Genomic DNA, 14,195 nt, shown 5'->3' with positions numbered 1-14,195 from the left:
AACATATGGACCACAATCAGAAATATATCTTGGCCATTGACCAGAGCACTTCAGGCACCAAAGCACTCCTGGTAAACTCTGAAGGAGCAGTCATTGCCCGCAGCGGAATGGCGCATAAACAGCACTTTCCCCAGCCCGGCTGGGTAGAGCATGACCCTCTCGAAATTTATGATAATGTCATAAAAGTGGCCCGTAGCGTGCTGGAGCAAACCGGCATCCACCCAGCGGAGCTGGCTGCCCTGACCCTCACGAACCAGCGGGAAACTGCGCTGATGTGGGATAAGACAACCGGTCAGCCGGTATATAATGCTATTGTCTGGCAATGCCAACGTACTGCGGACCTATGCGCCGGGCTGAAACAAGCGGGTCACGAAAGCACCATCCGTGCCAAAACAGGACTTATGCTCGACCCTTATTTCTCCGCCACCAAATGGAGCTGGATCATTAGGCATGCAAAAGGAGCAGCAGAACTGCTGGCCGAAGGAAAGCTGCTCGCAGGAACCATAGACAGCTGGCTGATCTGGAAGTTGACCGGCGGCAGCACACATGCTACCGACTATACAAACGCCAGCCGCACCTCGCTGTTTAATATCCATAACTTGGAATGGGACGAAGAGCTTCTCCGGATTTTCGATGTCCCACCTTCCCTGCTGCCTGAGGTTAAGCCGTCCGATGCCATATTTGGATATACGGCGGACTGTAGCCTTTTTAATGAAAGAGTCCCGATCTCAGGTGTGATCGGGGATTCCCAGGGCGCATTGTATGGCCATCTCTGCTTTAAGCCCGGAAGTGCCAAGGCCACCTTTGGTACCGGCACCTCTGTGTTGATGAATATAGGCGACACCCCGATAGATGGCGGTGACGGTCTTGTAACTGCTATCGCCTGGGGGGCGGGGGGAAAGGTGACGTACGCGCTTGAAGCCATCATCCGGACAACAGGTGATAGCATCAAATGGACGCAGGATAATTTAGGGCTTTTCTCTACCTTAGAGGAAATGCAAGAATTGGTCGAAAGTGTTCCCGCGAACGACGGCGTTTATCTTGTGCCTGCCTTTGTCGGAATGGGTGCACCCTATTGGGATCCTTACGCCAGGGCGGCTATTACTGGCATGAACCGCGGAACCACCAAAGCCCATATTGTCCGGGCTGCTCTGGAGAGCATTGCCTATCAAGTTAGGGATGCGGTGGAATTCATGGAGCAGCAGTCCGGCATTCAACTGCTCGGTCTGCGGACCGACGGCGGAGCTTCATCCAATGTCTGGCTCATGCAATTTCAAGCCGATATCCTGGGTAAAGTGGTGACTCGGTCGACCTGCGCTGAACTGTCAGCCATGGGCTCGGTATATCTCGGCGGGCTCGGCACAGGTGTTTGGTCCGACCCCGAGCAGCTTGCAGCCCAACTTACGCTGTACGAGACATACAAACCCAAGTTAGATGCAGCCACCCGCCAAAATAATTACACAGGCTGGCAGCGGGCTGTCCAGTCCGTGGTGCAGCGGAATTAAAAGAGTCCACTCACCAAAATCAATATTATTATGTCATAATATATAACACAAAAAACCAGTAATACGCTCTAAAAGTGCATAAATATTAAAATTATTAAATTTTATGTTATTATTATTGACATTTGCGGTGTGACTATTTATATTGACAATATAAGATTTCAACGACACAACATTGTGTCAACGAAGGACGCAACGGTTTCTCCCCACAATGCTGTGGCTCGGATGGCTTGTTGCACCGGTATTACTACATCTACTTATAAAGTCAGTCACGATGACGTGGCTGCAATTGGCAATGGGGCCGATTAACAAAATCCGCAGTGCGGGTTCTGTCAGTCGGCCCTTTTTTTCCAATTCACTTACTTGGGGTTCATAAAAAGGAGGATGTCAGCAATGGAAGCCAAAGGTTTTCGCAAGGCGGGTCATGCCCCGAGTTTGTTCTCAGCTTTTTTGTATTTTGACGTAAGCTTTATGATTTGGGTGCTGTGTGGAGCTCTATCGCTCTACATTACCAAGGACTTCGGATTATCGGATACTCAAAAAGCAGCTATGGTCGCCATCCCTATCCTCGGCGGCTCGATATTCCGGATTCCGATGGGCATACTGGCTGACCGCATTGGCAGTAAAAAAGCAGGCCTAATCGGGATGTTCCTCACCATTATCCCTCTTCTGTGGGGCTGGCTTGGCGGAACCAGCCTGCTTCAGGTCCATATGATCGGATTCCTGCTTGGTTTTGCAGGTGCAAGCTTTGCCGTATCGCTTTCCCTTGCAAGCCGCTGGTACCCTCCGCAATATCAGGGGCTGGCGATGGGCATTGCCGGCGCAGGGAACAGCGGAACCGCGCTGGCCACTTTTTTCGGACCGCAGATCGCCCAGGCTTACGGATGGCACAGTGTGTTTGGGCTTGCGCTGATTCCTCTGGCGATCGTAATGATTGTTTTTGCCATATTGGCTAAAGACGCCCCGAATGCCCCTGCGCCCAAGCCGCTCAAAGACTACCTCAGTGTCTTCAGGCATGCGGATACCTGGTGGTTCTCGATGTTCTACGCCATTACCTTCGGCGGGTTTGTCGGGTTCGCCAACTATGCGAGCATTTTCTTCTATGATGTGTATGGGGACGGCGTACACTCCGGGGGTCTAACCAAAGTTCAGGTGGGATACCTGGTTACCATCACAGTCATTGCGGGCAGTTTCTTCCGGCCTTTAGGCGGCTGGATCGCGGACCGGATTGGCGGCATGCGCCTCCTTCTTGTTTTATACAGTGTGATTTCAGCATGTGCGTTTGCCATAGCGTCAATGCCGGGTTCATTCCTGGTGATGCTGCTCTATACCAGCGTAATGATGGCCTGCCTCGGGATGGGTAACGGCTCAGTCTTTCAGATCATCCCCCAGCGTTTCTCCAGTGAGATCGGAGTCATTACCGGAATTGTCGGTGCTGCCGGAGGTCTTGGCGGATATTTGCTGCCGACCTATATCCTGGGCCCGCTGAAGCAGTCCACAGGCTCACAGGTCACCGGATTTCTGTTGGTCGGTTCCATCGTGCTCCTTACCACCCTTATCTTTTACGCGGTAACAAGATCCTGGAGAAAATCCTGGGCGAAGGCAGAATCCGGGGTGAATTTCTAACCAGCTTGTGCAGAAAACTTTGAGGCGGTGAACTCACATGACAACTGGCAAAATCAAAAGCGTCTGTCCTTACTGCGGAGTTGGCTGCGGGATCGTACTCGAAGTATCGGATAACCGCGTGGTCAAAATCACCGGAGATAAGGAGCATCCGGCCAATTTCGGCCGGCTGTGCACCAAAGGCAGTACTGCTGCGGCCGCGATCACAGAATCCGGCCGGATGGAGTATGCATACAGCCGCCCGTCCCGGGGGACTGAACCTGTCAAAATGGAAATAAATGCAGCCATCCGCGATACCGCGCAGCGGCTGCGCAGCATTCTGGAGGAACACGGACCGGAAGCCCTCTCCATCTATGTATCGGGCCAGATGTCTTTGGAGGCCCAGTACCTGATTAATAAGCTGGCCAAGGGCTTCATCCGGACGCCAAATATGGAGTCCAATTCACGTCTGTGCATGGCAGGTGCCGGAAATGGCTACAAGCTCTCTCTGGGAGCAGATGGGCCTCCGGGTTCTTATCAGGATATGGATCAAACGGATTTATTCTTCGTTATTGGCGCCAATATGGCCGACTGTCATCCGATTCTGTTCCTCCGGCTGATGGACCGGGTGAAGAGCGGAGCCAAGCTGATTGTCGTTGACCCCCGGCGGACGGCAACTGCGGAGAAAGCCGATTTGTTCATGCAGATCAGACCCGGAACGGATCTCGCCCTGCTCAACGGACTGCTGCATCTGCTTGTAAAAAGCGGCCATACGGACCCGGCCTTTATCGGCCGCTTCACCTCAGGCTTTGAGAGCATGGAGGAATTTTTGGAGGATTATCCGCCGGATAAAGTCTCCGAAATAACCGGCATCCCGGAAGCTGATATCCGGCAGGCAGCCAAGTGGATCGGTGAAGCGCCGGAGTGGCTGTCCTGCTGGACCATGGGTCTCAACCAGAGCATCCACGGCACCTGGCACACGAATGCCATCTGCAACCTGCACCTTGCTACAGGAGCCATCTGCCGTCCGGGGAGCGGCCCCTTCTCACTCACCGGACAGCCCAATGCCATGGGCGGCCGGGAGATGGGCTACATGGGTCCAGGCTTGCCGGGTCAGCGTTCTCTGTTGTCGGAAACCGACCGAAGCTTCATAGAAAAGCTGTGGGAGATCCCCCGGGGAACGCTTCGAACCGATGCCAGCGGCGGCACCATTTCCATGTTCGAAAGCATGATCTCAGGCAAAATCAAAGCCTGCTGGATCATCTGCACCAATCCGGTGGCTACCGTTCCCAACCGCAAGAAGGTAATCGCTGCCCTGGAAGCGGCTGAACTGGTCATTACCCAGGACAGCTTCCTGGATACGGAGACCAACCGGTATGCGGATATCCTGCTGCCCGGAGCCTTATGGGCTGAAGGTGAAGGGGTGATGATTAATTCGGAGCGCAACCTGACCTTAATGCAGCAAGCCGTCGAGCCGCCTGGAGAGGCCATGCCGGACTGGCAGCTTATCGCCCGGGTAGCCGCTGAAATGGGTTATGCTGAAGCTTTTTCCTACTCTTCTTCGGCAGAGGTCTATGCGGAAATCCAGCAAGCCTGGAATCCGAAAACAGGATACGACCTGCGAGGGGCCACCTATGCACGGCTGCGTGAAACGCCTGTGCAGTGGCCTAGTGCGCCGGATCAGCCGAACGACCGAAATCCGATCCGTTATTTGAACCGTCAAGGCGGCACTGCACTAAGTGGGCCTCCAAATGACAGTTCTCCGGATATCGTGTTCCCGACAGAAAGCGGGAAAGCCGTATTCTGGGCACGTCCGTATATGCCGCCTGCAGAGATGCCGGACAGCAATTATCCCTTTGTGCTGAATTCCGGCCGCTTGCAGCACCAATGGCACACGTTGACCAAAACAGGCAAAGTTCCCAAGCTCAATAAATTGAACCCGGGCCCTTTTGTGGAAATTCATCCGGAAGATGCTGAGGTGCTAGGAATTAAAGACCGAGATCCGGTGGAACTCCGATCGCGGCGGGGGCTGGCAATTCTCCCGGCGGTCCTTTCAGACCGTGTGCGCCCCGGCAACTGCTTTGCCCCCTTTCACTGGAATGATGTCTTTGGGTCACAACTGGCTGTCAATGAAGTTACCAATGATACCGTCGACCCCCTGTCCTTACAGCCCGAGTTGAAATTTTGTTCTGTGTCACTGGTCAAGGCCGCAGGCCAGCCTTCCGGGGAACCGCATGCGCCGGTTATGGACAGTATTCCAACTTCAACTCCAGCCAGCGCTGAGACCGCCCGTCCGAAGGAGGCCGTAACTATGAAGCAACTCGACACGCTCGCGGGCATACTTGGGATAGAAGCCCCCGCAGCCATGATTCTGGATAGCCACGAACAGGCTTATCTGTCCGGCTTCATCACTAGCCTGCGCACCGAGGCTGGCCGGTCCGCCTCCGGCATTCCGGTCCTGCCGCCCGCTGCGCCTTTTGAACCACCAACCCGCTTCTTTGTAGATGGCCTGCTGGCGGGCATGTTCTCCCGTACTCCCCTTCCCGGGGCGGAAGCTGACTCAAGACCCCAACCGTTATCGGATCCAGCCCCTTCGGAGGCTGCCCCGTTCCCGGAGAACATCACGACAGCCAACCTTCCGGTAACCATCCTATGGGCCTCGCAGACCGGAAATGCGGAGGGCGCAGCTATTGACTGTGCCAAGAAGTTACAGCAAGCCGGTTATGATGTGCAGCTTGTAAATATGAATCAATATTCCGTGAGCGATCTGGCCAAGAACCAGTCTGTCCTGTTTATCGCCAGCACCTTCGGAGCCGGCGATCCTCCTGACAATGGAGAAAACTTCTTCCAATCCCTCAGGGCAGAGAATGCTCCACAGCTCCAGGATCTGCGGTATGCCGTGCTCGCTTTCGGGGATTCCAATTACGATCTCTTTTGCGGCTTCGGGCGGAATCTGGATACCCGCCTAGAGGAGCTTGGTGCACAGCGGCTGCTTGACTGTGCCCATTGCGATACGGACTTTCAGGAGCAGGCAGATGCATGGACGAATGATGTCTCTGCACTGTTGGGCGGATTTACAGGCAGCCCGAAGCCCGTTATACCCGCCGCAGCAAGCGGTATCTCATCCACTCCGGTTGCCGAATCCATCCCGGTTGCCCCAAGTTCGGAACCACGCGGATATCACCGGAACCACCCGGTACTTTCACGGCTGCTGTTCAAGCAGAATCTGAACAAGACCGGATCTGAAAAGGAAACCCGCCACTATGCCTTCGACCTTACACCTGCCGGAGTGCAGTTCGAAGCAGGCGATGCTCTGGGGGTGTGGCCTGCCAATTGCCCTGATTTAGTGGGCAATCTGCTGCATACACTGGGCATTGAGCCTGCTACCCCGGTAACGGTCAAAGACCAGGGAGAACTATCGGTGACCGAAGCACTGCTCCGTCATTTTGAGATTGCCCGGGTTACTCCAGACATGCTCCGCTTCATCCGGGACCGCGCTCAGGATGTCGGGTTAAGCAAGCTCCTAGAAAGTGAGAACCTGGCGGACCTCAAGCAATGGCTTTGGGGTCGTCAACTGATCGATGTGCTGCAGGAATTCCCGGTTTCCCTCAGTGCACAGGAACTTTTGGAACAGCTCAAGCCCTTGCAGCCTCGCCTCTATTCGATTTCTTCCAGTCCGAAAGCAAATCCGAACGAGGTTCATATAACTGTTTCCACCGTTCGCTACGAGAACAACGGAAGCGCCCGCAAGGGAGTATGCTCCACATTTCTCGCCGACCTCGCTACAGAGGATACGGACATTCCCATTTTCATTCAAAAGAATGTCCATTTCCGTCCACCGGCAAATCCTGATGCCCCGATGATTATGGTCGGTCCGGGTACAGGCATTGCTCCGTTCCGCGGCTTCCTGCAAGAGCGTAAAGCATCCGGAGCCAAAGGAAAAAATTGGCTGATCTTCGGGGAACAGCGGAAAGACTGTGATTTTTATTTCTGCGATGAGCTTGAAGTTCTTCAGACGGAAGGCTTCCTGCATCGGCTGGATACAGCCTTTTCGCGCGATCAGGCTGACAAAATCTATGTACAACACCGCATCCTTGAGTATGGAGCCGAGCTATGGGCCTGGCTTCAGGAAGGCGCGCACTTCTATGTATGCGGAGATGCCCAGCAAATGGCCAAAGAAGTAGATGCCGCACTTAAGATGGTTATCCAGCAACACGGCGGTATGACTGCGGATGAAGCGATTAACTATGTAAAAGAAATGTCGTTATCCAAGCGGTATGCGCGGGATGTCTATTAAGAAGACTATTGATCATCACATCAATTTTGTTTTGAGTGAAGAGGGGCGGAGTATACGTCTTTTTCAATGTTATAAGGCAAAACGATGCATAAAATCGTCCGGTTAGAAGCAATGATTCACCTAAAACAAGGCCCCGCCAGTATAATCACTGACGGAGCCTTGTTTTATTTATATTCTTGTCCTCTGATTATACTCCCTCTCGCAAACGTTCAATCGTTGATGATGTCCACCCGGTTAGAGCGTGTCTTCAAACTGGAGGAGCTCTTGGAAGCAGGGATTTAGTATTGAAAGCAGGGGCCCTAAAAGCCTGCAGCGGGTTCGTTTACTCGTTAAGGACTCAGGAGACGCTATGGAGAGTAAAACCCCTGTTTATTCTCTTTTGCGGACCCAGACGACCTTATCTGCTCTGCATTCTATCTAAAAGCGGCCATCAGGGAGAAATAACTGCGCTGAAGTCCGTTTTCCTACTGTAACAGGCTAAAAGCTCCAAATAAGCGCAACTCAGTCCGTTCATGCTTAGGAGCCAGGAATACACTTTCCGGACGCACACACGTCTTCGTAAGAAGAGCGAAGTCTCTGAAACACCGAAACGTAAGCCTCCACCAAAAAACTACCTTGTGGTGAAACGCCTTTCTCCGCGTGTGATCAGAAAATGCTACGTAGCCGTTATAGTTACCGGGGAGCAGATTAAGATTTTCTATGGTATCAAAACCCTCTGACCACTCTCCATCCCCCGCTATTAGGTTCAGAACACGCATTCCGTAGCAATCAACGGACGCTTAAGCAATTCCCATCCGGTCTTGGCGGATATAAAAGAGGCCAGCTCCCACCCCATCCGGTAATGCGTCTGATAGCCGGGATGGTAACGGCCGCCCCATCCTTCCACCTCTGGATGAATCAGCCCTAAATCAACCAATAAAATCTTTCCGTTTCCAATTTGATTAAAATAGGCCACGACCTTATTCACACTGGCAAGATAGTTGTTGTTCATGGTTCCAACACAGCAAAAGACATAGGGATCGTTGTATTGCTCCAGGATAACCTGAATGAACTTTATATAAGCGGCAATATACTCCTCATCATCAATTGGCGTAGAATAATCGTTTTGACCCAAATTAATGACAATTCCATCAGGAGTATATCGGGAAAAGTCCCATGGCGCTGTCTCTTTGCCGAGGGTCCCGAAAAAATGCTCCGGCAATCCATGCCTGTTCCCTACGGCATCCTGCCAAACGCCAATGCCGCAAATGGCCATCGTATGATATTCCGCGTTCAACATTCTGGCGCTGATCCCGACATAGGACATGTAGCCGTCGTCAAGATGCGGGGCTTCAGCGAGCACATGCGGATGGCCGATCCCTGCTCCATCTGTGATGGAATCCCCAAAGTATTCAAGCCGGATAGGTCCGGCCGCAGGCGGGGCAAGGAAGCTTCCGCCGTTAGGAAGAGCAAAATGATGAAATGCGATATTTCCGGTCAAAATCCCCGTTCGCTTGTGGATTTCCAAAGTGTGCTCACCATCCGGGAGTCCCTGTTCGATTATGTATACATGAACCCCCTTCTTCAGATTAATCCAATTACGGGCGATCCCGTCCAATACGATTTCAACGTAATCCTGGCCGCCGGAATCCTCTGCTGTCATAGAGATGGCCGTACCCCGGAAGGCAAGATGAACAGCACTGTTAACCCATCCGCATTTCGGATTCCCCTTCTCAGTCAGATCAAATCTTCCCATCAGCCTGGTGTACTTGGTAAAGTCAAAATCCAAAGTAAATCCTCCCATCAATTTCTGCATAGACTACCCAATTCCCATCCGGCACAGGCAGCTATCACACCCTGCATAAAGGACCCTTCCGGAGTTCATAGCGCTTCCGGAAGGGTCCTTATTCAGTTAGCACATCTGATCTGGCACTCTATTGACCGTTCTTTCCTTGAACCGGAGTAAGCCCTAGCTTCGGATTCGCCAGGTCGAGTTTGTACATGACTTGATTGTAGTTATACCGTGGTGTTGCGACATGATTCGTAAACGTATTCGTAAAAGTCCCCTCGAAGTAGATCACCCGGCCGCCATCCTTATTGAAGTTTTTGTGCTGGGCAACGTTGTAAAAAGTATAATTATTGTGCGTTACGATCTTTTTGGCATGAGTCCACGGACCTTGAGGCGCCGGAGCTTCCGCGTACCAGATTTCTCCGAGCACCGATGTCTTTCCCTGCAGCTGCTGCCCGATCATCACGTAACGCTGCCGGTAATCGTTCCATTCGACGGAGCTTGAGGAGATTTGAACCTCTTCGCCGGTATCAGCATCTTTCAATTGATAATAATGCAAGTCGGCCGCTTGAATCACGCCTAAACGGATCAGTTCCTTCTCTTGATCCTGCTTAAGCGGTGGAGTATTCTTTTTCCAACCCCATACAAGCTGGCCGTTTGTGTCGCGTTCCAATGACGTTTGAGCTCCGTTGTACGTCGTTCCCGGTGTTAAAGCTGTAAACGATTCATATTGAGTATAGTCGATGATGGCGTTATAGCTTGCGGAAACGCGCAAATTCGGCATCCGGTGTTCGGTAAAGAGCCAATAGCCCGCCCCGTTCTCTTCATAATAGGTCGCCTGGCCGCCCGGATGGCGCCAATCGTCTTTGGAAGGGAACTGGACGACTTGCTCGAACTCCTTAATATTGTCATTAAAGGCAAGAATGCCGAAGGCGCTGAGTCCGGGATTATGGGTACTGTATCCGGCGAGCAGGCGCTCATGTCCGGCACTGTCCTTGGCGGTCATCAAACCGAACACCCAAGCTATTCCGGCGCCGTCAGGCAGCTGCGGCACCAAGCTTTTGACGAAACCGTCCTCTTTTGTAAAATAGTCCAGATTCACGCCGGCGTCCGGATCCAATCCGCCGTTTTGCGGCATCTGAGAAGTCGCTCCCGTCACACGGAAGTTCCCCAGCGGATACGCCGGTCTGTCGGTATCACCCCAGAACCAATACAGCTTATCTTTGTACGTGATCGTCTGCACAGAATCCTGTCCCATGACCAGACCGTTTATCAGCGGCTCCTGAATCGGCGCCCCCAAACCAAGGAGCATACTGTCGCGATAAATGCCTTGGCCCGTAATCCGGTACAGCCGTTCAGCGATGTTGACCCGGTTCATCTCGATTGTAATCATCCCCCCGGGCATAATCTCTACAGCCTGCCCACGATTGCCAAACATATCGGCGGGGATATCATAACCGTGGCTCGACAGATGGAAGAAGACCGGCTGATCCATCAATCCGGGTTCGCTGAACGCCACTACACCAGCACTATCCGTGTAATACAGAATGTTGTTCGTCGTCTTCAGCTCAACAAGAGGAATGCCCCGGCCCGTCTCGGCATCCACGACCTTGATCTTGAACGGCTCCTGAACCCCTTTCTTTGCGCTGCTCAGATTCTGCCCAGCGCCGCTTTCCGCCGCCTGCGCTGCAAACGCGCCGCCCGGCGCCGTCATAATCATCAGCACAAGGCAAGTCCATATTCCCGCACTTTTCCACTGTTTCATTTTCATTTTGTTGACCTCCAGGCCTTAGTAGATTTGATAGAATGAAATCGTTGCGCTGCAAAACGCCATCTGTTCAAACCACTGATGTGTACTCTCTCCCACAAACCACCCCCTGCTTATTCATATCGCTCCTTGCGGAGCGCCAATCGAATGGTCTTCACCTCGAATGGACGGAATTGGAGCCTTACATCTCCGCCTTCTTGCGGCACTTCTGCAATCTTCTCCTCCAGCATATTTGCGTCACTAACCGCCGCAACAGACAGCCCGATGTGAAGTTTGCAGACGACCGAGGCCCCTTTACTCTCGTACAGACGCACAACCCACTCGCCCGATCCGTCTTCGGCAAGCTTGACCGTCTCCGCAATCACATTGGCTTGATCGATGCAGAGTAAAGATTGTGCCCCACACCCTCCTCCAGGCACAACGCTGACAGGATAGTTCAGCTCATAAGCTTCGCGCACGACAGGACTGTCGAGAAACGCGCCGTTCCAGAATGTAAATCCATAAGTAAAATGATGCACCCCTTGATCGGACGTTTCATCCGGCCAAGTCGGAGCCCGAAGCAGCGTTAGACTCATCATGTTATCGTTGACGGAGATGCCGTATTTGCAGTCGTTCAGCAATGCGAAGCCGCGGTTTGCCTCTGCAAGAGCGGACCACTTATGCTGAACCACTTCGTAGCGATCCGCATCATGCGGCCGCGAAGCATGATTCGGCCTCTTGACGTGACCGAACTGAATTTCCTGCAGGGACTCGTTCGTATGAATGCGAACCGGAAAATCGACTTTCAGCAGCTTATTCTTCTCGCGCCACTGAATCGTTGTATGGAATTCCACCCGGCAGCTGCCCGCACGCAAGCGGATATCCTGAATCATGGTCGAATGATTCAATTCCCGCTCAACCCGAAGATTCGCGAAGAGCGGTCCATTCGCAGTAACGGATACCCGGGCGTTTGCGTTCAGCTCAATGGGTGCCAAGCGGTAGCGCCGGTCAATCTCCCAGGCATCGAAATCTGAATTTTGATCCCGGTACATCCGCATGACATTGCAGCAGTCTGCTGCCCATTCCGTACCGGTCTCCTTATCGAAAATCCGTGTAATCTCACCCTTTTCGTTAATTTCAAGTGCAATCCATTCATTCTCCATATGCGATTCACTTGCAGAGACTGTCGACAGAACAGGAACGACCGGCACTTCCGGTTCAGTCTTGTACGTCGACCAGCCCATGGAAGGAGCCTCCAGTTGGGCATAGCTAACACCTTCGTGCAATTGCACCGGCAGAACTGCTCCATTCATATTCGCAATCCCGTGAACGCCATTAGGTAATGCTACCAGTTCCTGTCTTATCCAGGACAGCGAGTTAAATACGGTAACACTGGAAGACTCGCCGTCCGTGATTGCATCTCTTGCTTCGGAAGCCATGTCGTACACGTTCTTATTCAATTCCATCAGTTCAAGCTGCGCCTCTTCATGAACGCGGTGGATAGATGAGCCCGGCAGAATATCGTGGAATTGGTGCAGCAGCAAAACCTTCCACAGACGGTCCAGCTCCCCGTAAGGATAGGTCCGGTTATTTAAATGCTCCGCTGCAGCCCCCCATAACTCCGCCTCACGGAAGCCATTTTGCGCCTTCCGGTTCAGCTTTTTGATGACCGCTTGTGTTGTATAAGTCCCTCGGTGAGCAGGATAATAGAGCTCTCCTACGTACTTGACATCAGGAATGCCTTTTTCAATCTGATCCCGGAAAAATTCGATGGGCGAGCCGTGCTTCGTCTTGGGGACACCCTCCAAATTGCCGAGCCTGCGCATAAACTCAAGATCGTCCCGGTTGGAGCCTCCGCCGCCGTCGCCATGTCCGAACTGCGTGAGCCGCGTAGAAATCCCTTCAAGCTGGACGCGATCTTTCCACTGATGGATTAAAAACGACGGACTGATCCGAATCGGGTAGTAGTCTCCATAGTTGAGCAGATGCGACAAGATTTGCGAACCGTCGATCCCTTCCCACAGAAACGTATTATGCGGGAACGGATCTGCTACATTATCATAAGTACCGAACAATTTAACGGAACCGAAATACTTTATCCCGCAACCCTTCATGATTTGCGGCAGGTTCCCGGAATAGCCGAACACGTCAGGCAGCCACAGCATTTCGTTGTCTACACCGAATTCTTCCTTGAAGAAACGTTTGCCGTGCATCGCCTGGCGGATCAGGCTTTCGCCGCTAGGGAGGTTCGTATCGGGCTCTATCCACATGGAGCCTTCGGGAATGATTCTGCCTTCCTTCACCGCTTGTTTGATGCGCGTATACAGCTCAGGATACAGCGTCTTGACCAACTGGAATAAATAAGGCTGGCTCTGCGTGTACGTATATTCCGGATATTCGTCCATGAGTGCAAGCTGATTGGACATGGTCCGCGCAATCTTACGCTTCGTCTCCTCAATCGGCCACAGCCAGGCCACATCCAGGTGGGACTGTCCCATAAGGTACAGGGTAGGCGCCGTTGAACCGTTCACACAGGATAAAAGCGGTTTCATAATCTCCCTGCACTCTTTTACGTTCTCTCCCAGCAATTCCTGACGCAGGGTCAGGTCGACCGTCGCAAATAACTGAGTCAGACAACGATCAATCTCCGCAACGCGGAGAGATTTGACATCGAGATGATTGCGAAGATCGTACAGGCATTCCAAATCAATAAAAAACTGGTACACTTCTTCTTCAAAAATACAGAGTTGCGACTCTCCGAACATCGGCTGAGAATCAGAATGGCCGGCGTACGCCTCTGCGACAATCTCGAATTGCTCGCCGCTTTTCGCCGAACGGGTTAAGGTTACGTAATGATGGTTAAGGTCCTTTGCACCACTCACGACGCCGTCAACATACACGGTCGCTTCGGATCCAAAATCAAGCATAGCCACCAGCCGTTTGCCTTCGGCCTCCTTAGGGACGATGATTGTGGAGCGGAACCAGCCGTACCCCCAATTCTCTCCCCGCTGTTGTCCCCTGGTTATGCTCTGGAACGGTTGTTCATCCATTTCATGAATGAACAGCTGTTCCTTTGTCGTAAAACCTGAAAACTCCATTGGAGAAACCTTTGTAATCATAAATTGATTTCTTTTATTCAGAAGCTTTTCGACATGGAATAAAATCTCTTTTTTCTCGTTCAAAGCTCTTCTCACATCCTATGGTTTCGTTATCTTACATCCTATCGCTTTGCGATATATTGCCGCCCCGAAGCAATCAGCAACGGAGGGACAATCTCTA

6 protein-coding genes are annotated in these 14,195 nt (G+C 52.4%); 3 read left to right on the top strand and 3 right to left on the bottom strand.

Annotation, left to right across the window (positions count from 1 at the left end):
• The first annotated feature begins 5 nt into the window (after nt 1-5).
• The 3 genes from glpK (at nt 6) to NYE29_RS18675 (ending at nt 7,401) form a co-directional block, all read left to right on the top strand.
• Nucleotides 6-1,505 (top strand): glycerol kinase GlpK, encoded by a 1,500-nt coding sequence (gene glpK, locus NYE29_RS18685; protein WP_076109943.1) that lies wholly within the window; start codon nt 6-8, stop codon nt 1,503-1,505.
• A gap of 390 nt (nt 1,506-1,895) precedes the next feature.
• Entirely contained in the window at nt 1,896-3,128 is a 1,233-nt protein-coding gene (locus NYE29_RS18680) for a nitrate/nitrite transporter (protein WP_340897025.1), read from the top strand.
• Between the two features lie 37 nt (nt 3,129-3,165).
• Nucleotides 3,166-7,401, top strand: coding sequence for a sulfite reductase subunit alpha (locus tag NYE29_RS18675; RefSeq protein ID WP_340897024.1), 4,236 nt, complete (start codon nt 3,166-3,168; stop codon nt 7,399-7,401).
• A 745-nt stretch (nt 7,402-8,146) separates the two neighbouring features.
• Here the strand turns inward: NYE29_RS18675 and NYE29_RS18670 are convergent.
• From NYE29_RS18670 to NYE29_RS18660, 3 genes are all read right to left on the bottom strand, one after another.
• Nucleotides 8,147-9,169, bottom strand: coding sequence for an SGNH/GDSL hydrolase family protein (locus NYE29_RS18670; RefSeq protein WP_256718067.1), 1,023 nt, complete (start codon nt 9,167-9,169; stop codon nt 8,147-8,149).
• A 145-nt stretch (nt 9,170-9,314) separates the two neighbouring features.
• Complete coding sequence (locus tag NYE29_RS18665; protein WP_340897023.1) at nt 9,315-10,940, bottom strand: hypothetical protein; 1,626 nt, start codon at nt 10,938-10,940, stop codon at nt 9,315-9,317.
• A 110-nt stretch (nt 10,941-11,050) separates the two neighbouring features.
• The gene (locus NYE29_RS18660) at nt 11,051-14,098 is read right to left on the bottom strand and encodes an alpha-mannosidase (RefSeq protein ID WP_340897022.1); all 3,048 of its coding nucleotides are present in this window, start codon (nt 14,096-14,098) and stop codon (nt 11,051-11,053) included.
• Nucleotides 14,099-14,195: the final 97 nt, after the last annotated feature.

Source organism: Paenibacillus sp. FSL M7-1046, assembly GCF_038007405.1.
In the GTDB taxonomy this organism is placed as follows: Bacteria; Bacillota; Bacilli; order Paenibacillales; family Paenibacillaceae; genus Paenibacillus_AQ.
The sequence above is the reverse complement of the archived record's forward strand: the minus strand, read 5'-3'. Positions and strand labels throughout refer to the sequence as shown.